11 protein-coding genes are annotated in these 20,012 nt (G+C 64.4%); 2 read left to right on the top strand and 9 right to left on the bottom strand.

Annotated features, from left to right (window positions below; genetic code table 11):
• Positions 1–75: 75 nt before the first annotated feature.
• The 5 genes from ACYVHT_RS09355 to ACYVHT_RS09335 form a co-directional block, all read right to left on the bottom strand.
• Positions 76–2,739, bottom strand: a complete 2,664-nt coding sequence (locus tag ACYVHT_RS09355; protein WP_460550349.1) for a TonB-dependent receptor — start codon at positions 2,737–2,739, stop codon at positions 76–78.
• A 95-nt stretch (positions 2,740–2,834) separates the two neighbouring features.
• Entirely contained in the window at positions 2,835–3,374 is a 540-nt protein-coding gene (locus ACYVHT_RS09350; protein WP_460550543.1) for a molybdopterin-binding protein, read from the bottom strand.
• A gap of 58 nt (positions 3,375–3,432) precedes the next feature.
• Positions 3,433–3,795, bottom strand: coding sequence for a winged helix-turn-helix domain-containing protein (locus ACYVHT_RS09345; protein ID WP_460550347.1), 363 nt, complete (start codon positions 3,793–3,795; stop codon positions 3,433–3,435).
• Between the two features lie 51 nt (positions 3,796–3,846).
• Positions 3,847–4,506: a porin family protein gene (locus tag ACYVHT_RS09340; RefSeq protein ID WP_460550345.1), complete on the bottom strand. Its 660-nt coding sequence runs from the start codon at positions 4,504–4,506 to the stop codon at positions 3,847–3,849.
• Positions 4,507–4,719: 213 nt separating this feature from the next.
• Positions 4,720–9,870 (bottom strand): M36 family metallopeptidase, encoded by a 5,151-nt coding sequence (locus ACYVHT_RS09335; RefSeq protein WP_460550343.1) that lies wholly within the window; start codon positions 9,868–9,870, stop codon positions 4,720–4,722.
• 445 nt (positions 9,871–10,315) lie between these two features.
• Between ACYVHT_RS09335 and ACYVHT_RS09330 the strand changes: the two genes are divergently transcribed.
• On the top strand, positions 10,316–11,689 hold the full coding sequence (locus tag ACYVHT_RS09330) for a PQQ-dependent sugar dehydrogenase (RefSeq protein WP_460550341.1): 1,374 nt from the start codon (positions 10,316–10,318) through the stop codon (positions 11,687–11,689).
• 73 nt (positions 11,690–11,762) lie between these two features.
• Here the strand turns inward: ACYVHT_RS09330 and ACYVHT_RS09325 are convergent, their stop codons facing one another.
• The 4 genes from ACYVHT_RS09325 to ACYVHT_RS09310 all read right to left on the bottom strand — a co-directional run bounded on the left by ACYVHT_RS09325 (position 11,763) and on the right by ACYVHT_RS09310 (position 19,123).
• Entirely contained in the window at positions 11,763–12,683 is a 921-nt protein-coding gene (locus ACYVHT_RS09325) for a pirin family protein (protein ID WP_460550339.1), read from the bottom strand.
• A 46-nt stretch (positions 12,684–12,729) separates the two neighbouring features.
• Positions 12,730–14,691 carry a gliding motility-associated C-terminal domain-containing protein gene (locus ACYVHT_RS09320; protein ID WP_460550337.1) on the bottom strand — a complete coding sequence of 654 codons (1,962 nt, stop codon included), beginning with the start codon at positions 14,689–14,691 and terminating at the stop codon, positions 12,730–12,732.
• Between the two features lie 205 nt (positions 14,692–14,896).
• A complete protein-coding gene (locus ACYVHT_RS09315) occupies positions 14,897–16,846 on the bottom strand; it encodes a T9SS type B sorting domain-containing protein (RefSeq protein WP_460550335.1) in 1,950 nt (649 codons plus the stop codon).
• A 285-nt stretch (positions 16,847–17,131) separates the two neighbouring features.
• Positions 17,132–19,123, bottom strand: a complete 1,992-nt coding sequence (locus tag ACYVHT_RS09310; protein ID WP_460550333.1) for a gliding motility-associated C-terminal domain-containing protein — start codon at positions 19,121–19,123, stop codon at positions 17,132–17,134.
• Positions 19,124–19,358: 235 nt separating this feature from the next.
• On the opposite strand from ACYVHT_RS09310, the gene ACYVHT_RS09305 reads away from it, so the two are divergent.
• Positions 19,359–19,934 carry a hypothetical protein gene (locus ACYVHT_RS09305; RefSeq protein ID WP_460550331.1) on the top strand — a complete coding sequence of 192 codons (576 nt, stop codon included), beginning with the start codon at positions 19,359–19,361 and terminating at the stop codon, positions 19,932–19,934.
• Positions 19,935–20,012: the final 78 nt, after the last annotated feature.

The following is a 20,012-nucleotide window of genomic DNA, read 5'->3' as shown; positions in this document are numbered from 1 at the left end:
ATGAGAGCGGGCCTTTTTTGCGTTTGCCTGTTGGCCAGGGCTGGTTTAGAACCCGGCAGGCGGCTCGACCGGTCGCTACAGCGAGTACGTGACGGCCAGGTAATACTGCCCGCCCACGCTGGGGCCGCCGAGGTAAGACACGTAGTAGCTGTTGAGCACGTTGCTGGCGCCGAGCTTGAAGCGGACCTGCGCGGCGGGCACGGCATAGCTCAGCTGCGCGTCGAGCGTATGGTAGCCGGGCACGTCGCCATTCACCAGGAAAGTCTGGGAGTAGTAGCCCTGTTGCCAGCGGTAGTTAAGGCCGAAGCCGAAGTTGCGGAAGGCGTTTTCGTTGCCCAGGCTCAGGTTGTAGGCCCAGCGCGGGGTGTTGAAGCCGTCTTCGAGGCCGTCGCCGTTTTCGGTGCGGTCGAGGCGGGTGTAGGTGGTGTTGGCCCCCAGGAGGTAGCCGCGGCCGGCCTCGTAGCGCAGGCCGGCCGAGCCGCCGTAGTTGTACACCTGGCTCTGGGAGTTGGTCCAGAGGCGGTAGCGGGCCTGGCCGGCGCGGGCATTCAGGGCCATGGCAATGGTGTTGAGGTCGGTGCCGGTGTTGAGGGGCTGGCCGGCGCTGGTCTGGGGCACGTAGGCTTCCACCTGGGCAATGAAGTCGCGGTAGGAGTTGTAGTAGAAATCCACGTCGAGCACCAGCCGGCCGGCGCTGCCGAAAGCCGCCTTATAGCCCACCTCAAACGAGCGGATGTACTCCGGCTTGAGGTAGGTGTAGGGGTTTTTGACCAGCATATTCTGGTTTTGGGCAATGGCCTGCTGGCGCTTCTGGGCCGCCGTGGCCGTGGTGGTATTGGCGTTAATGGCCGCCGTCACGGCCGTATTGAAGGCATCGATGCTGGTGCGCAAATAGCTATTCTCAAACACCCCGTCCGACATCACCCGCAGCCCGCCGATGCGTTTCACCTGCCCGCTGTTCACGTTCGAAAACCCCTCAAACAGGCTCGGGAAGCGGTAGCCGCTCTGGTAGCTCAGGCGGAAGTTCTGCCGCGGCGTGGGCGAGAAAACGGCCGTGAAGCGCGGGTTGAATTTCGTGCTGAAGTAGTCGTTTTTATCGGCCCGCAGCGTGGCGGTGAGGCGCAGCTTGTCGGCCAGCAGCCGGCCGCCGGCCTGCACGAAACCGCCCGTTTTCGAGTAGGTAAGGTTGTCGGTGAGTGGGTCTTTGCCGGGGTTCGGGTTGATGAAATAATTGCCGTCGGGCACCACGATGTAGGTGCGGTGGTCGGCGCCAGCCAGCAAGTCGAGGGTGGCGGGCAGGGCGTGGCCGTTGCGCCGCAGGGCTTCGGCCAGGTTCAGCTGGGCCTCGCCGTGCAGCAGGTCGGCGCGCACGCGCAGGGCCGCGCCCTGGTCCCAGTTGTTGATGCCCTGCAAGTCGCTCAGGCGCTGGTTGAAGGCATCGGTGCCGGGTTGCAGGCGGCCGGCGTCGGCGGCGGTGCGGGCGGTGGCGTGGGCCGTGGCCACGGGCTGGCCGGCGGCCGTGGCGGCGTTCCAGGCGGTGGTGTAGTCGGTATTCCACTGCGCATCGGGCTTGAAGCTGCGGTCAATGTTTTCGCCCATCGAGCGCAGGTTGTAGCTCTGGCCGGTGTTTTCGCGGGTGAGGTAGGCGCGGGCCTGCACCACGGGCGTGGTGAGGATGAGGGCGTGCTGCTGCAGGCGGTAGTCCTGCAGCCGGAAGCGGTTCGAGCGCTGGTACACGTTGTCGAAGCCGGCCACGCGGTAGGTGTAGGCCAGCTCCGTGCCGGGCCGGAAGCGGTAGTGCAGCGCCGCGTCAGCCTTCAGCGTCTTGATGTTGTAATCCACCAAATCCCGCTCGTCGTAGCCGGTGCGGGCCACCGAATACTGCTTGCCGCCCAGCGTGAGCGTGCTCCGGTCCGACGACTCGTTGCCGTAGCGGTTTACCTGGTCCGGCGCCGGGTTGTCGGCCCCGAGCAGGCCGGTGGTGGCATTGCCGTTGGGGTTGAGGTCGGTCTGGTCGTTGGCAATCCAGTCGTAGGCTCGCAGGTAGGTGGCGTTGAATTTGACCGCCAGCTTATCGGCCACCAGCACTTTGGCGTAGCGCACGCTGGTTTCGGAGTAGATTTTCTCCGGCGAGCTGCCCGCCCCGAACGTCTTCACATTCGGGTCGTTGAGGTGGTTGACGCCCGTTTGCTGCCGTACGCTCAGCCCCTCGGAGTTGAAGGGATTCTTCGTCTGGAAATTCGCCAGCCCGTTGATGGCATTCAGCCCGTACAGCGCCGAGGCCGTACCGGGCACAATCTCCACCGAGCTGATGTCCAAATCACTCGGCCCGAGTACATTGCCAATCGGCCCGCCGATGTGCGGGGCCTGGTTGTCCACGCCATCCACCAGCTGGGCGAAGCGCACGTTGGTGGTATTGGTGAAGCCCCGCGCATTTATCACCTTAAATCCCAGGCTGGGCGTAATCACCTGCACGCCTTTCAGGTGCTCGATGGCATCGAAAAACGACGGCGCCGGCGTGAGCCGCAGGGCGCGCGGATTGAGCTTTTCCACCGTCACCGGCGACTGCAGAAAGCTCTCCTCCACCCGCGAGGCCGACACGACGACTTCCTCCAGATTGAGGCTTTTGCGGGCAGTATCGGCCGGGGCCACGGTCTGGGCTTGAACGGTGAAAGCAGGAACGAGCCCGGCGGCGGGCAGCAGCGCAAACCGCGCGCCTTTGAGTAGGCGTGGTAGCATAAAGGGAATTAGGAATGTAGAGACGCGACCCTTCGCGTCTCCTCGTTGAACGATGCCCGGACTGCGCAGGCGCCGAGATGCGAAGGGTCGCGTTTCTACATCGGTTTGGCTTCCACGATGCGCAGGCTTTGCACCTGGCGCACGCAGCGGCCCATTTTCTTCTCGTCGGGCACGATGATTTGGTAGGGGCCGGCCTTGGCGGGCAGGGGCTGGCCGTCGCAGCGGTCGGCCAGGAGCACGGTGCGCGGGGCGAAGTCCGGGCTCAGCTCGGCAAGGGCGAACACGGCCTGGTAGCCATCGGCGGCGCTTACCTGCACGTAGTGGGCCATGCCTTTGCCGGGCAGCCTGGCGGGGCTGAGGTCGGCCCCGGCGGCGGTGAGCACGGCGTAGAGCGCCACGCCGGAGTAGGTGCGGGATTTCCCGTCGTGGTCGGGGCGGCTGACTTCCAGGCGCGGCAGCCGGGCCAGCTCGGCCGGGCTGAGCCGGGTGGGCCTGGTTAGGCTGGCCCCGCTCACCTGCACCCCGGCCGGCGCGGCGGTTTGGGCGCGGGCAGCCGGGGCCAGGCCCAGCAGCGCGAGCAGGAAAATCAGCCGGAAAGAGAAGAAGCAGGCAGCAGTGGAAGTAGCGGTTGGCATCAAAGCGGCGGGGTTACAGTGGCGTTATATCGGCGAAGATATAACGTGTTCTGGCAACCTAACTGCCTTGCAGCCGCTTTGTTTCGAGCGCCATAAACTCCTGAAAACGCGCCTGCAGCGTTTTAAACGCCACAATAGCTTCCTGGCCGGCTTCGGTGACAATGGCTCCACCGCCTTTGGTGCCGCCGGTTTGGGTGGCCACGAGCGGGCTGGCGGCCTGCGCATTCATGGAGCTCACCAGGTCCCAGGCCCGCTTGTAGGACATGCCCATGGCCTGCGCCGCCTTCGAGATGGAGCCCAGCGCGGCAATCTGTTCCAGCAGCTCCAGCCGGCCGATGCCGAGGAAGCGGCCCTCCTCGGTTTCGAGCCACAGGCGGCCGTTGAGGCGGTAGGTTTTGGTGGGCTGGAGCAGCTTTTTCATGCGGCAAAGATGGGGCGCCGCACAATGTGTAGCGCCCCGATGCCGCCGGTTTCAGCGCCGGGCGGGCAGCTGGTAGCTGAGGGCCGCCTGCACGCCCCGGTTGTAGAGCGCGCCCGCATACGTGGTGGACTGCGGAACGTGCGTGATGGACAGCAGCCCGGCGTAGGCGTGCACGGCCAGGCCAAACCCGGCCGGCAGCCGCAGGCCGGCCCCGGCGCTGGCGCCCGCGTCGAAGCGGCGGTAGCTGTCGGTGGTGCGCCGGTCGAAGTCGCGCTGGTAGCTGCCCGCAATGGTGCCGATGTATTCCGTGCCCGTTTCGCGGGCGCTGAACAAGATGCCCAGCTGCGGCCCGGCTTCGAGGTAAAATTTCCCCAGCGTGGCGCGCAGCCGCACGGGCAGCGTCAGGTAAGTCAGCCCGAGCCGGTAGCTGGCCTGGGAGCCGCCATCGGCAATGCCGTAGGTTTCGGCCACTAGGTCGAGGCGCTGGTGGCTTAGCTGCAGCGCCGGCACCACCGCCCATCGGTCATTGAGCCGGTGCTGATAGAAAACGCCGACCTGATAGCCTGCCCGTGCGTGCGCGGTGGCCCGGTGCAGGCCGTCATCGGCACCGGTGGCAATGGTCATAAAATTGGCGCCCGCCAGCACGCCGGGTTGGGCCTGGGCAATGCCAGTGGCCAGCAGTGCGGCAGCTACAGAAAGAAAATGCTTCATGGGGAAAGGAAAAAGTTTGCGATGAATAGTGCCCGGACCGGCCGCCCGCGCCCGGGGTTGCATCGCTGCCGAATCCGGCGCCGGTCATTTCAAAACAGCGCCTGCACCTCCCACATAAAAACACTGGCTGTCTTTCGGATGCAACCAGACGGTTGCGCCGAAAAACAGCCAGTGTCTTCATTCGCCTAGCGGGCTAGGCCACAGGAGCGTTGGCTACTGTTTCAGCAGCCTGAGCTGCTTCACGCCGGTGGCGGTGGTCAGGCGTATCAGGTAGAGGCCGGTGGCGCGGTCCCTGGCTTCCCACTGCACGTGCTGGAGCAGGCCCGCCCCCGCGCTGCCCGAGGCCAGGTGCTCGACCACCCGGCCCAGCGCGTCGTAGGCATCGAGGGTATACGTGCCATCCTGCGGCAGTGTGAAATCCAGGCGCACGTCGGTGGTGAAGGGCGAGGGGTAGCCCTGCAGAAACAGCGTGGCCTCAGCGCCCGCGCCTTTGGTCGGGCCCTGGTCGCCGGCCAGGCTTTGCGCGCCCGCCGGCTCGGTGCCGTACACCAGCTGGCCGTTGAGGTAGGCCGTCATCTGCGGATGCTCGGCCAGCGGGGCGGCGGGCCGGAAGGAGTAGTCCTTGGATTGGTCGAAGAACGACCAGTTGAGCTCATTCAGCCGGAAGATGATGTCGCCGGTGCTGCTGTGCGGGGCCAGCAGGCCCAGGCCCGGGCTGAAGCTCAGCTCCGCGTACTTCTCGGTGCCCTGCTGGCCGAGGCTGATGCTCAGGTTGGTGCGGTTCATCGCGGCATAGTTCACGTTGCTGACGATGGGCGAGCTGCCATCCGGCGTAAACCAGTAGCGCACGCTCAGGGCCGAGTAGGCCACGGGCAGGTTGCCCTCGTTGCCCACCTGGGCCAGCGTGGCAATGCTTTGCGTGATGGCCGCGTTTTCCAGGTTCTGCGCATAAACCTTCAGGGTCGTCACCACGGGCGCCGGGGCCGGCTCCTGGCCTCCCACCAGCGCACCGTTGCGGTACACGGTGATGCGCGTGGTGGGCTGGTAGGTGCTGTTCAGGCCGAAAGAATAGTCGTCGGCTTCGTCGAAGCTGGTCCAGTTCTGCTTGTTGAAGCTGCTCAGAATGACCCCCGAGTTGGCCCCGGCCGCCAGCGAGCCGGCCCCGGGCAGGAAGGCATATTCTAGGTAGCCGAACGCACCCTGCAGCGGCGTGGCCAGCGGCACGTAGTGCGCCTGCACCAGCGAGGTGCCCAGCTGCGCCCAGTTCACCGAGGCATCGACGGGCGCAAAGTTCTCCACCGTGAGCCAGTAGCGCACCGTGAGCTCGGCCAGCGGCACGGCCGCCGTGCCGTCGTTGATGAGCTGCAGGTTGGGCTGCCCGCTGTTGTCGGTGGGCAGCGCGGGGTTGCCGTTCTGGTAGAGCACCCGGATATTGGCCGAGGCCACCGGAGCGTAAACATGGGTGTAGGGTAACGATGCCGCGTTGCCGTTGCCGGCCGCATCCGTGGCCATGTTGGCCACAATGAGGACGACAACCGGCCCGGCGGCGGCCGGCACCACCTGGAAGGAGTAGCTGCCACCGCTGCCGCCAAAGTTGGCCACCGTGCCGTTGGTCACGGTCACATCACCGGCCACAAAGCCCGTCACGGCTTCGGAGAAGAGCACCGTAACCGGGATGGGCGAGGTGCTGGTCGGGTTGGGGGCCGCGCTGCTGATGGTCACCGTCGGGGCCACCGTGTCCACCGTGAAGCTGTTGGTGTTGCTGCTGGCGCTCACGGCCAGGCCGCTGCTTTGGGCCGTGGCCCGCACCGTGTGCGGACCCTGGCCGAGGGCCGCAGGCTGCGTCAGGCCGAAGGTGCCGCCCGCCGCCGTTGTGGTCCCGATGCTCACATTGTCCACGTACACCGTCACGGTGCTGCCGGCCGGGGCCGTGCCCAGGTAGCTGGGCGTGGCCGTGTTGAGCAGGCTGCCATTGGCCGGCGCCGTGAGCACCGGGGCGGCCGTAATGCCCTGCGTATAGGTCAGGCTGAAGGGCAGGGCCGCCACGTTGCCGTCGGCGGTGCTGTTCTGGGCGGCGTTGGCGGGAATGTTCACCGTCACCAGCCCGTTGCCGGCCGGCGTCACATTAAAGGTGTAGGTGGTGCCGCTGCCGGCAAAGCTGCTGAGCGCGCCATTGGTCAGCACCACGTCGCTGGCCCCAAAGCCCGTCACGGCCTGCGAGAAAGTCACCGTCACGGCAAAGGGAGAGGTGCTCGTGCTGCCGCCCGAAGCGCCTGCCGGACTGGTGATGGCCACCGTCGGCAGCACATGGAAGCTGGTGGTTGAAGTGGCCGTGCCAGCGGCCGTGTTGATGACGATGGGCCCGGTGGTGGCGCCCACGGGCACCGGCACCGTGATTTGCGTAGCCGAATTGATAACCACACCCGTCGCGGCCGTGCCGTTGAAGCTCACCGTGGCCGGCGCAATAAAGTTGGTGCCCGTGATAATCACGCTGGTGCCCACCGGCCCGCTGCCGGGCGTGAAGCTGGTGATGGTGGGAATGGGCGGCGGGGGCAGCAGGAAAATGGCCTGGCTGTAGCTGTCCAGCACCGTTGCGCCGTTTAGCGCTTTCACCAGCTGGTAGTCGCCGCAGCCGTTCTGCACCACAATATCGTCGAGGTACCAGCCTTCGCCGGCCACGCTCACGTCCGACTGCAGCTGAAACCGCACCTGAATCGACTGCCCGGTGAACGAAGACAGGTTCAGCACGCTGCGCTGGAAGGCGGCGGCCCCGGTAGCCGTCGAGGAAAGGCCCGAGAAACACGGCTTCCCAGCCGAAGCAGTCGAGCTGTTAAATGTCGTGTTGTACCCATTCTGGGTGAAATACGGCGCCGCATCTACCCAGGGCCCGCCATTGGCCGAAATGGCCACCATGCCGCCATCGTAGCGGGATTCGGTGTTGTAGTAATGGTAAAACGACAGATTGGTGAAGCCCGACACCGTGAATGGGGCCGAGGTCAGCGTGACGTCGGAGGTGGAGGCCGGGTCGCCGGCTTTCCAGGAGTGGGTGGCGCTGAAGGCCCGCGTGGTGCTGGAGGCCCAGCTGTTGGCCCCGGTCACCACGGCCGCCGTCAGGCCGCCCGCCGTGTTGGCGTCGCGGTCGTCGTTGATGGGGTTGGTCACGGCGCAGCCCTTGCCGGGCGCCGTGCGGGCCTGAATCTGGTAGGTGCGCGTCTGCCCCACGGCGAAGACCTGATTGGCAAACGTGACGGTGCTGCCCGCCAGGGTGCCGCCCGTGCTGCTGAGGTATTGTAGGTCGGCGGGCAGCTGGTCGGTGATGTTGACGGGCGGCGTAGCGCAGCCGCAGGTGGCCGTAATGCTCAGGTTGAACTGGTTGCCCACCAGCGGCGTGGTGTTTTTGGTCAGCTGAATGGTCGGCGTGTCAAACGCCGGCGTCTGGTCGGTGGCGTTGGTCGAGAGGCCCTGGCGGGCGCTCACGCCCATGCCGCGCCGGGCAAACGCGTTCCAGATGGCGCAGTGGTAGCGGCCGTTATACAGGAGCGAGTCGGCGGCCAGAATGGCATCGCGCGCATCCAGGAAGCCCGGCTGGCAGGGCTGCAGCTTCAGGCCCTGCATCACCAGCTGCAGGGCCACGTTGTTGCCGCCCGTGCTGGCGCTGTTGTACAGGTCGGGCGCAATGGCGTTTTGCTGCTGAATAATGGCCCAGGTCATGTCCCAGAGCGCCGAGCACCACACCTCGCCAATGTTGTGCACCTCCGGGCTGGTGGCCACGTTGGCATACGTGAGCGGGTCGATGCTCATATTGGTGCTGTAGGGGTAGCGCCGGATGCCGGCCGCCGTGGGGCTCTGGCCCAGCACATAAGTGCCGATGGGCCGCGCCGCGGTGCCGTCGGCCGTGGTTGCGGTGGTCCAGTTGGTGGTCATCATCAGGGAGAAGTAGTCGCTCCAGCCTTCGCCGCCTTCTTCGGCGTTGCCGAGGCAGCTGGCGTTGGCCGGGCCGCCGGTGAGGCGGTTGCTGACGCCGTGGCCATACTCGTGGGTGATGACGCCGCTGTCGAAGTCGCCGTCGCGCCCGGGGCTCGTCAGCGTAAACAGGTACATCTGCATGCGGCCGCTGGTGCCATCGGGCGGGGTAGAGAAGTTGGCGTTGTTGGTTCCGCCCCCGTCCTGGGCTTCGGCCTTCACGTAGTCGTTGCCGGCGCCGCCCCGGCCAATGTTGTCGGTCTGGAAGTTGCCGGCCGCTTCCGTGAAGCCGTACTGATACAGCACGTCGTGCATCAGGTTGTTCCAGTAAAACAGGTTCACCGTGGCCGCCCGCCGGTTTTTGCCCAGCGTGGGCACTTTGGTGAAGTCGGGCACGTAGTTGAAAATCAGGTTGCTGGTCGTGCCCGTGGAAGTGGCAAAGCGGCCGGGCGCGTTCAGCTTCAGGCTGTCGTCGTAGGCCCACACGTTGTTGCCACGGGTGTCGGTGTAGTTGGTGGTGCCATCGAAATGCCAGCCGTGGGTGGCGGCGGCGTTGCCGGCGCCGGCCCGCAGCCAGGGGTTGATGTCGAGGGCCGGCAGCGTCACGTCGGGCCGCTCGCCGGGAAAGGGCACCACCACGTAGCGGGCCGGCGTCACGGTCAGGATGCTGCCCGGCGCCACGGGGCGGCGCAGGGCCTGGCCTTGCGGGCGCGCCCCGGCGCGGGGCGCGGCGGCTTTGCGGCTGAAGGCCTCGTTGGCCGTCCAGTTGTCCTGGCCCAGCACCTGGCCCGTGGCCGCGTCCACCCTGATGTTCAGCCAGTCGGGCGTGGCCAGCAGCTCCACGTTCACGTTCCAGGCCAGGCGCGGCGCGCCCTTGTCGGTGGCCCACACCAGGCGCACCTCAATGGGGCGGCGGGCCACCCCGGCCGGGGCGAAGGTTTGCAGCTGCTCAACGCCCACTGCCGCGCTCATGGCCGCCGGCTGTTCCACGGCTTTGGCCTTGGTGCTGGCCAGCGCCCGGGCCACGGCCGCCGCCGCTGTGAGGGCGGGCGTGGCCGGCTGCCCGGCAAAGGCCTTATCGGTCAGGAAGCTTCCCGTGTGGTGGCGCAGCGCGTTGGCCTTGAAAACCAGGGTCGTCACCTGATTATACACCGGAATGCCCGCGTGCAGCTGCTGCGGGTAGGCATACAGCAGCCCCGAGGGCTCGGTATAAGCGCTGGAAATGCGAAAATCGGCGGTCGCGATGGCGGCCCCGGCCCACTGCTGGCGGGTTTGGGTGGCCAGCTCGGCGGCCTGCCGGGTGGCTTCGGTTTGGGCCCGCGCCGGCAGGCCGGCCGTCAGGAGCAGCAGCATTGCCAAAGTGCCGCCCAGCCAGAAGCGAAAAGCAGAGACGTGTTTCATACGATGTGGGGATTAAAGGTGTCAGGACGATGAAAACCAAGCCCGTTGCCTGTGCAGGAGGTTTTGCCGACGCTGCCCGGCGCCAGCACTGCTGGCAGGAATGGAATTTCGGAACAATAGTACAGTAAATATATTATATGTAATATATTTTTAAAATAATAATTTATCGGCAAGTCGTTATATGCTTGTCGGCTTGGTTTCATTGGCTGTTTCTCGTCGGTGGCCTTCCCTCCGGGGGCGGTGCTTTGGTGTCGGCGCATCTTCAGGCAGCGCCGCAGTTGGTTGTCGGCCAACTGCTTTTTGACGGGCGGCCGCCGCTGCGGCTACCCGCTGAATACCCGGCCCGGCCAAAGCTGAACCGCAACCATTTCCGCACCGGGAAGTAAAAACGGAAGCGGGCCGGCCGTTAACATTCCCTCGCCGGTCTGTCTATTCACTGCCATTTATGACGACTAAATCTCCCTTGCTGCTGGCCAGCCTCGGCCTGCTGGCCGCCTGCAGCGGCCCCAGCAAACAGGAAAAGCAGGAAGCCCAGGCCGAAACCCCGGCCCAGACCGTGACCACGCCCGTGGCCGATTCCGTGCATCTGCCCGCGCCCTACGCCACCAAGTCCGTCAGCAAGCGCGTTGATATTCAGCCCTGGCCGGCCGGCAAAACGCCCACCGCGCCCGCCGGCTTCACCGTGAGCAAATACGCCGATAAGTTCGATAGCCCGCGCTGGACCTATGTGCTGCCCAACGGCGACGTGCTGGTGGCCGAAGCCAGCACCATCCCGATGACCATGAGCAAAAAAGTGGTGGCCGAGCTGAAGCTGGACAAGTCCCGGTCGTTGCGCGACCACAGCGCCAACCGCATCACGCTGCTGCGCGATACCAACCACGACGGCCATCCCGACCTGCGCACCACCTTCCTGGCCAACCTCAGCCAGCCCTTCGGCATGCTGCTGCTGGGCAATAGCTTCTACGTGGCCAATACCGATGGCGTGCTGCGCTTCCCCTACCAGCCGGGCGCTACCAAAATCACGGTCAGCGGGCAGCGCATCCTCGACCTGCCCAAGGGCGGCTACAACAACCACTGGACCCGCAACCTGCTGGCCAACGCCGACGGCTCCAAAATCTACGTCACCGTGGGCTCGGGCTCCAACGTGCAGGAGCACGGGGCCGAAAACGAAGTGCGCCGGGCCAATGTGCTCGAAATCAATCCCGATGGCACCGGCGAGAAAGTGTACGCCAGCGGCCTGCGCAATCCCATTGGCCTGCAATGGCAGCCCGGCACCAAAACCCTCTGGGCCGTGGTGAACGAGCGCGACGAGCTGGGCGATGAGCTGGTGCCCGACTACCTCACCAGCGTGCAGGAAGGCGGCTTCTACGGCTGGCCCTACGCCTACTACGGCCAGAACGAAGAGCCGCGCCGCAAAAACGAGCGGCCCGACCTGGTCAAGAAATCCATCGTGCCCGATGTGCCGCTGGGCGCCCACGTCGCGGCCCTGGGCCTCTCGTTTTATGATAAGGACGCCTTCCCGGCCAAGTACCGCAACGGCGCCTTCATCGGCGAGCACGGCTCCTGGAACCGCTCGCAGTTCTCGGGCTATAAAGTTGTGTTCGTGCCCTTTGCCAACGGCAAGCCCAGCGGCCCTCCCGAAGATTTCCTCACCGGTTTCCTGGCCGGCGGCGACTCCAAAGATGCCTTTGGCCGCCCTGTGGGCGTAACCACCCTGCCCGACGGCTCCCTGTTGGTAGCCGACGATGCCGGCGACACCCTCTGGCGCGTGAGCGTGGCCGGAGCTAGCGGCGGCGGCGGCGGCAAAACCGGCCGCTAACCAGACCGCACTATTGGTAAAAAGGCCGTCGTACTAAGTATGACGGCCTTTTTTGCTTCTCCAAAACAGTTCGTCAGGACAACGCCTGCGGTGCCGGCGAACCCGTGCCGGCCGGCCGGGTCCGGTCATCGGGCAGGGGCACGAATTCGGCATTGTCATTCGGGGGCAGCACAATGCGGCCGGCTTTCCAGTCGGCTTTGGCCTGCTCAATGCGTTCGCGGCGCGACGACACAAAATTCCACCAGATGAACCGCTCGCCCAGCGGCTCGCCGCCCAGCAGCATCAGCGTGCTGGGCTCCAGCGCCACCAGCACCGGGTCGAGGCCGGGCGTGAAAACCAGCAGCTGGCCCGGCGTGTACGCGCGGCCGTTCACTTCCACGCGGCCCTTGGCCACGTAGGCCCCGCGCTCGGGGTAGCCGCGCGGCAGGCCAAAGCGGGCACCCGCCTGCAGCACTACGTGCAGGTAAAACAGCGGCGAATGCGTTTTAACGTCGTTTTTCAGCCCGAAGGCATCGCCCGCAATCAGCCGCATCCACACGCCGGTATCGGTGAAGATGGGCAGCTCCTGGGGCTGGTAGTTGGCAAAGGTGGGCGCGTTTTCCTCGTCGGCTTCGGGCAGGGCCACCCAGGTTTGTATCATCTCCAGCGCCCCGCCGGCCAGCGCGGCCGGGTCTTCAAACCGCTCCGAGTGGGCAATGCCGGAGCCGGCCGTCATCCAGTTCACCTCGCCGGGCCGGATGATTTGCTCCACGCCCAGGCTGTCGCGGTGCGTCACCTGCCCGCCAAACAGGTAGCTCACCGTGCTCAGCCCGATGTGCGGGTGCGGCAGCACGTCGAGGCGGTGCATCTGGGCCGGAGCCACTTCCACCGGCCCGGCGTGGTCCATAAAAATGAACGGCCCCAGCATGCGCCGCAGGCGGTAGGGGAGAATGCGCTTCACCGCAAAGCCGGGCATGATGGCAGCGGGACGGGCGTCAATAATCAGGTCGAGCATGGCGGGAAGTTAGCACCGCGGTGTGGTAAGTGCAGAACACACTGCCCTATTTCACCACCTCAAACCATCCCCGGTATATGGTGCCATCGTCTAGCCGGCAGAGGTAATAATACGTGCCGGCACCGGCGGCTTCGCCGTCGTAGGTGTTCCGGTAGTCGTCGGAATGGTACAGCTTCTGGCCCCAGCGGTTGAAGATAGTTAGAGCCGTTTTGGGATGACGCTCGATGTTTTCGATGACAAAGAAGTCGTTTTGCCGGTCGCCATTTGGGGTAATGACGTTGTAGAAATACAGGCAGCTGTTGCCGGGAGTAATGTGCAGTGTGGTAACACATTGGCTGTAATACGAATTAGATACTTCCAGCAGCGGCATAGCCCCCGGCTGAATGTCTACTTCCACTGTATTGGTGCCCTGCCCACTGACGATGGCGCCATCGGTTATCGTCCATTGGTAGGTGCCCGACGGCCCCAGCGCCGTGTAGCGCAGCTTGTTGGCTGCCGTTCGGCAGTACGTCATCGGTCCCTGCACGGCCAGGCCCGGCCCAATGCCTACGGGCAATGCCACGAACTGCGTAGGACAGCCCAAGTCGGTGGTGCCGCTTACACGCACTTGTGCGCCTACGCCTTTGCCCCAGAGCACCTGCACGGTTGGGCCGGTAGTGGGGCCCAGTATCTCGCCGCCCACCACCGTCCATTGCAAGGGCTGCGCGCCGGAATTGCTAGTGGCGGTATACGTGGCTGTGCTTTGGGCACATACCTGGGTGTTGCCCCGTATGGTGGCAGAAAATGGCGGCCTGACCACCGTAATGCGGTAGGTAGCGGCTACTGTTTGGCGGTTGCAGGCTTCGTCGGTGGCCGTTATCACTACATCGTAGGGCAGCAGGCGGCCCATGCCGCAACCCGCCAGCCGGAAGGTGCCCGCTACCGCGCCCACGCCCCGCACCGAAACGCTGCCCGCCGGATTGGCCGCTATTGTCTCGCCGGGCAGGCCATTGAAAGTTGCATCAAGGCCCCCGGCCCCATCGAGCAGCGCACTGGTGGCCGTCAGGGTCAGCGGGTCGCCGTCGGGGTCGGTGGCGGCTACGTTGAATTGAACGGTCTGGCCTTCCCGAATCTGAATGTTTTGCGGAGCCGCCAAGGTGGCCGGCGTAAACACGGGGGGCTGGCTGGTCGATGCCATGCAAGTGCGCGCTATCACCTGCACGTCGCGATGGGACGTGCTGAGCAGCAGGCGCACACCGTTGATAGTTCGATACTCCTTCACGTCAATCAGTATCTGAAAAATGCCTTGCGCCGGGCTCAGGTAGGTTGAAATGCCTGTAACGGGGTTGACGCTGGCCGCGCCCACCGTTCCAAAGGGCTGGGCAGCACTATACCCGGTAGCATACCTCACCGGCGAAAAAGTGCTGGAAGGCACGCTTAAGGAGTACACCAGTTCATCGCCGTCGGGGTCGTAAGCGTTGTTGGATACGAAGCTGTTGGTGCCGGCGCAAATGAGTGCCACCGGAATGTCGGAAAAAACCGGCGAAGAGTTCGCAATATTGCCCGGCTGGAGTCTTATTTCCAGCCCAATGCCCTGGTCAACGGAGCTGGCCAAATTGGTGATTCCCGCTATCCGATTGCTGGTGCCACAGACCACCAGATAGCCATCGGTGTTGGCCGGCAGTTCCAGCGTCGCGACGTATAGTCCCAAAGCTATCCGCGGCGTTGCCTGCCCACAGCCCGGCAGCGTAGGGGCCGTAATTTCCGTGACGCTGGCCCGGGAAACTCTTATGCGTTGCAGCGGCAGGCCATACAGACTGGTACTGCCGGTGTACACCTGCATGAGCAGCGGCTGCTCGGGCGGGTCGGTGAGGGGGTTGAAGTAGAACCGCATGGTCACCTCGTAGCGCCACGGCTTGTCGGCAGGGCCGTTGCCATCAAGGAACTTGTAGCTCATCTCGCCACCCAGCAAATGCACGGCCGAAGCCGGCAGAGCTCCCTGGCCAAGCCACAGTAGTAAGAACAGCAATATTGCACGTAAAAAACCAGGCATCAATCGGAAAGGAAAATAGGTGAAAGGAAAAAATGCCAAATAGACTGCCGAGTAAAAGCGTTGTATTTGGTGTGGATGCAGCCGCAAGTTCGAGGGTGCCGGCTAATCGTCGCGCCAGATGCTGTGCAAAATGTGTTGCCCGAGTGGCTTCAGACGGCTGCGGTAGTGGGCGCTGCCCGGGCTAGCGCACTATTTCAAACCAGCCTCTGTAAGTGGTGCCATCGGCCAGCTGGCAGAGGTAGTAATACACGCCGGGGCTGTCATTCTGGCCGTCGTAGGTATTGTGGTAGTCAGCGGTTTTGTAAACCTGGCGGCCCCAGCGGTTATAAACCGTGAGCGCCGTGTTGGGATAGCGCTCCACGTTTTCGATGATGAACCGGTCGTTCTGGCCATCATCGTTGGGCGTGACAATGTTGTAGAAAGCCAGACACCTGTCATCTAAGCTGATGCGTATGGTTGAGGCGCAGGCAGCCAACGACGGAAGCCCGACGGTGAGGGTAGCCGTGCGGCCCTGCGGAATGTCTATCTGCACGCTGTTGGTGCCCTGGCCGCTCAGAATGGTGCCATCGGCAATGGTCCAGCGGTAGGCTGCCGGCGGCCCGGCTACCGTGTAGGTAAGCCCCTTGCTGGCTGCCCGGCAATAGGTGGATGCGCCCGATACCACCGGCACCGGCACTACGGCCACGGCTTTAAATGCCGCCGATGTCGCGCAGTTGCCGGGCAGTGCACCGTTCACGGCCAGGTCACCGGCAGTGCCTTCGCTGTTCCACTGCACCTGCACCGTGCGCCCTGTGGTGGGGCCAAGCACACGTCCGCCCCGCACGGCCCATTGGTACTGGCCAGCAGCCGCGCCCACTGCGGTATATGTGCCCGTGCTGCCCACGCACACCACCGAGTCGCCGCTGATGCGGGCAGGGCCCACTGGTCGGTTCACCATGATTTGAAAAACAGCAACCGCCGTAGTGCTGATGCAGCCCTGGTCTATCATCGTCACCACCACATCGTAGGGCGTAGCGCGGGCCATTCCGCAGGTGGTGCGCAGGTGAAAGGTGCCGGTAGCGGTGGCTGCAAATGTGAATCCGACGCTTCCGACCGGCACCGTGGGGCTGCCGTTGCCTTCATTGCCGTTGACGGTTGCCTCAATCCGGCCAGGCCCATCGAGCAATACGCTGCTCACGTTCATGCTCAAAAGCTGTCTTTCGGGGTCGGTCGCCGCAAAGGAAAAATTCAGCGTCTGGCCTTCGTCAACCTGAAAGGAGCGGGCGGCCAGAGTAGCCGGTGTAAAAACCGGAGGCTGATTGCTGCCCATGCAAGTCCGGGTAACTATCTGGATGTCGCGCCGGGTGGTGCCCAGCAGTACCTCCTGGCCGTTTATCATGCGGTACTCCTTTACATCAACGGCCAGCTCAAACGACCCCTGCCGGGTGCTGAGGCAGCGCATCAGGCCAGTGGCAGGGTTAACCGATGCATACCCACCAGCCCCGAAAGGCTGGGTAACGCTATAGCCCGGCGCATAAATAGCGGCCCGGCCCGGCCCATTATTTGCCGGGGTGCCAAAGCTGTAGCTCAATCGGTCGCCATCGGCGTCGAAGGCGCGGTTGTTGAGTACATACGTGGTGTCGCCCATGCAGGCCAGCGACACCGGGCTACTGGAAAAAGTGGGCGACGTATTCGGGATGGAAGCCGGGGCCAGGTCTGTTGATACCAACACGTCCTCGTTCAACGGCGCGGCCAGGTTGATGACTTCGGCATTGCGCGCCCGAAGGTTGAACGACGCAACCAATCCTTCGGGCACATTGGCCACCGTGACGGTAGAGACATAAGTTGCGAGCGTTACGCCATTCAGCAGTGGCACACAGCCCTGGGCCGGCTGCTGCACATTGCTGGACGTGCTGCGCGGCACCAACTGCCGAAACACCTCCGGGTTACCAGGGGCTTTCGAGTTCACGACAAAAACAACCGCTCCCTCTCCGATGTAAGAGGTGGCGCTGTTGAAATATATCCTGGCCGTGAGCTGATACGCGGAGTAGTTACCACTGGTGTAAAGAAACTGGTAAGTCATCTCGCCGCCCATTACATGGTTGGCCTCGGCCGGGGCAATGCCCTGGCCAAGCCATAATAGCAGGAACATGGCTGCGCATCGTAAAATATTGAGCATAAGTGGAAAGGAAGGAGGGTGGTCGGGCCGGGATAATGCTGACCTACTGGGTAAAAGCAGGTCAGCATCTTGAACAATGCTGCGGCAAAACTCAGCAAGGATTAGGCCATATGGCCTGTATTCAACAGATAAAACGATTGTGCCCTTGCTTATTGCTGCGAAGCGGTGCGCTGGCACTATGTAAACCAGCTTGCCAGCTGGGCCAGGCCCATTGCTCAATTCGGGTTGCCGGCCTGCGTGCCGGGCAGTGCTGTCGCATTAGCGCACCACCTCGAACCAGCCCTTGTAGCGGGTGCCATCGGCCAGCTGGCAGAGGTAGTAGAAGACGCCCGGCCCCATGCCGGCGCCGTCGTAGGTGTTGTGGTAGTCGTCGGAATGGTAGATGTGGCGGCCCCAGCGGTTGTAAATGGTCAGGGCCGTGCCGGGGTAGCGCTCCACGTTTTCGATGGCAAACACGTCGTTCTGGCCGTCGCCGTTGGGCGTGATGACGTTGTAGAAATACAGGCAGCGGTTATCGGGCCCCACGCGCAGTGTGGTAGGGCAGGGCAGGGCCGGGTTGGTGACGAGCAGCGTGGCCGTGCTGCCCTCCGGAATGTTAATCACGGCTGCGTTGGTGCCCTGGCCCTCCACCAGCGTGCCATCGGTCACGGTCCACTGGTAAGGGGCGGCGGGGCCGGCTACGGTGTAGCGCAGGCCGGTGCTGGCTTTGCGGCAGTAGGCCAGCGGGCCACTCACCACGGGGCCCGGCTGCACCTGCACGGCCCGCACCACCGAATCGGTGGGGCAGCCGGTAGCAAACAGGCCCCGCACGGCCACCGTGCGGGCTCCGGCGCTGGTCCACAGCACCTGCACCGATGGGCCGGTGGCAGCGCCCAGCAGCTGGCCGCCGCGCACCGTCCAGCGGTAGCCGGTATAAAGCGGGTTGGGGGGCGTGGTGTACGTGGCGGTGCGCTGAAGGCAGAGCACCGAGTCGCCCCGAATGCTCACCGGCGCAGCCGGTTTGGTCACGGTGATGCGAAACACGCCGGCAATGCTCTTTTGATTGCAGGCCTGGTCGGTCACGGTCACCACCACGTCGTAGGGCGAAGGGCGCGCCAGGCCGCAGCCGGCCAGCAGGCGGAAGGCCCCGGTCACCGAGCCTGTGCCCGTCGTTTGCACATTGCCCACCGAGGCCGTGCCGGCAGAGCCCTGCTGCCCGTTCACGGTCGCATCTATCGGGCCGGGCCCGTCGAGCAGGGCGCTGCCTACGGTCATGGTCAGCAGCTGCGCATCGGGGTCGGTGGCGGTGATGTTGAAGGCCAGGGTTTGTCCTTCTTCCAGTTGGAAATCGCGGCGGGCCAGCGTGGCAGCCGTGAAAGCCGGTGGGTTGTTGGGCCCGCCGGAACACGCCCGCACCACTAGTTGAATGTCGCGCCGCGTGGTGCCCAGCAAGGTTTCCCGGCCATTGACGGTGCGAAACTCATCCACGTCGATGGCCAGCAAAAACGTGCCCTGGCTGCGGCTCAGGTAGCGGGCCAGGCCCGTGCGGGCATCAATGGCCGCGTAGCCGGTGGGGCCGAAGGGCCGCTGCGCGCTGTAGCCGTTCACATAGTTCACCGCAGTGCTTACGGACGAGCCATTGGGGGTGCCGAAGCGGTAGCTGAGCCGGTCGCCATCGGCATCATAAGCGTTGTTGAGCACCGAGATGGTGTCGCCGAGGCAGATAACGGCCACGGCATCATCCGAAAAAACCGGCGACGTGTTGGCCAGCGTGCCCGGCGGCATGCTCACCGCCAGCGTCATGGACTCACTGCCGGAATTCACCAGATTGGCAATGCCAAAATTGCGGTTGCCCAGGCTAAACTCGGTTCGGTAGCCTTCGGCTACGGCCGGCAGGCTCACGGTCGTTGTGTAGATGGCCAGCGTCACGCGGGGCACCAGCACCGGGCAGCCCGGCACGGCCGCCGGTGTAATCTCCGTAAATGATGCGCGCGGCACCGTTTGCTGCAGCAGCCGGCCGCCACCCACCGCCTGGCTAAATACCCCGATGGTAATCTCCGTCACCCCATCCGGGAACCGCGAATCAGACTCTTTATTGAAGTACACCCGGGCCGTAATGCGGTAGCGAAACGGCGTGGCCGGGCCGCCGTTGGCATCGAGGTATTGGTAGGTGAGCTCGCCGCCCACCAGGTGCGTGGCGGCAGCGGGCCGCCGCCCGCCCAGCAGCCAGAGCAGCAGCACGGCACAGGCCCAAAGTAAGCGTGTTGGCATGGGTGGGAAGGGGGTTGGGGTGAAGGGTTCCAAGATAACGATTTGGCCGGTAATGCCTTCGTTGTAGATACGACTCGGTGCAAGCCTGCCGTTGGTTGGCCCGGGGCCGCCTGACAGCGGGCGCGCACAGAAGCGGGATGAATGAGTTTTGTCACACTATGCTTTGAGATGCAAAGTTCTTTTGTTTTATTTGTGTCGTTACTACTCATCCTACGCATCCTAGCCCCCCATCCTCATGACGCTCCCTCAAAGCATTGCCCGCATTGCCCTGGCCACGGCGCTTCTCCTGTTGATACCTCTGGTCGCGATGCAGTTTACCAAAGAAGTAATCTGGAATTTAAACGACTTTATTGCTGCGGGCATTCTGCTATTTGGCTCGGGGCTTATCTACACGTTGGTAGCGCGCATGGGGGGCAATGGTACCTGTCGCGTGGCGGCCGGTGTGGCAGTGGCGGCCGGGCTCCTGCTCATCTGGGGCAATCTGGCCGTTGGGCTCATCGGCAGCGAGCACAACCCCGCCAACCTGCTGTACGGCGGGGTACCGGCCGTTGCTCTGCTGGGGGCGTTCGTGGCGCGCTTCCGGCCGCTGGGCATGTCCAACGCCATGTTCGCGGCGGCGCTTACCTACGTGCTGGTCACGGCGGTGGCGCTGTTTGTGTGGAAGCCCACGGGCCCTGCCGCCGAACCCCAGGTACCTATGCTGAATGTGCTGGTCGCCAATGGTTTTTTTGCCGCGCTATGGGCCGTTGCGGGGCTGCTGTTCCGCCGTGCCAGCGCCACCAGCGCAGCTACGGGCCATCGGCGGGCGTAGAAAGCAGCCGCGCCTGAGGCAAGGCTGCGGCTCGCGCCGAGGAGCTGCTGCTGCTTCGCGTGTACCGCTGCCCTTGTC

The organism is Hymenobacter daeguensis, from assembly GCF_054780555.1.
The sequence above is the reverse complement of the archived record's forward strand: the minus strand, read 5'-3'. Positions and strand labels throughout refer to the sequence as shown.

What these genes read in the sequence shown, in the direction of transcription:
- ACYVHT_RS09355 (WP_460550349.1), bottom strand. Translation starts at nt 2,739, where the DNA reads ATGCTACCACGCCTACTCAAAGGCGCGCGGTTTGCGCTGCTGCCCGCC.
- ACYVHT_RS09350 (WP_460550543.1), bottom strand. Translation starts at nt 3,374, where the DNA reads ATGCCAACCGCTACTTCCACTGCTGCCTGCTTCTTCTCTTTCCGGCTG.
- ACYVHT_RS09345 (WP_460550347.1), bottom strand. Translation starts at nt 3,795, where the DNA reads ATGAAAAAGCTGCTCCAGCCCACCAAAACCTACCGCCTCAACGGCCGC.
- ACYVHT_RS09340 (WP_460550345.1), bottom strand. Translation starts at nt 4,506, where the DNA reads ATGAAGCATTTTCTTTCTGTAGCTGCCGCACTGCTGGCCACTGGCATT.
- ACYVHT_RS09335 (WP_460550343.1), bottom strand. Translation starts at nt 9,870, where the DNA reads ATGAAACACGTCTCTGCTTTTCGCTTCTGGCTGGGCGGCACTTTGGCA.
- ACYVHT_RS09330 (WP_460550341.1), top strand. Translation starts at nt 10,316, where the DNA reads ATGACGACTAAATCTCCCTTGCTGCTGGCCAGCCTCGGCCTGCTGGCC.
- ACYVHT_RS09325 (WP_460550339.1), bottom strand. Translation starts at nt 12,683, where the DNA reads ATGCTCGACCTGATTATTGACGCCCGTCCCGCTGCCATCATGCCCGGC.
- ACYVHT_RS09315 (WP_460550335.1), bottom strand. Translation starts at nt 16,846, where the DNA reads ATGTTCCTGCTATTATGGCTTGGCCAGGGCATTGCCCCGGCCGAGGCC.
- ACYVHT_RS09310 (WP_460550333.1), bottom strand. Translation starts at nt 19,123, where the DNA reads ATGCCAACACGCTTACTTTGGGCCTGTGCCGTGCTGCTGCTCTGGCTG.
- ACYVHT_RS09305 (WP_460550331.1), top strand. Translation starts at nt 19,359, where the DNA reads ATGACGCTCCCTCAAAGCATTGCCCGCATTGCCCTGGCCACGGCGCTT.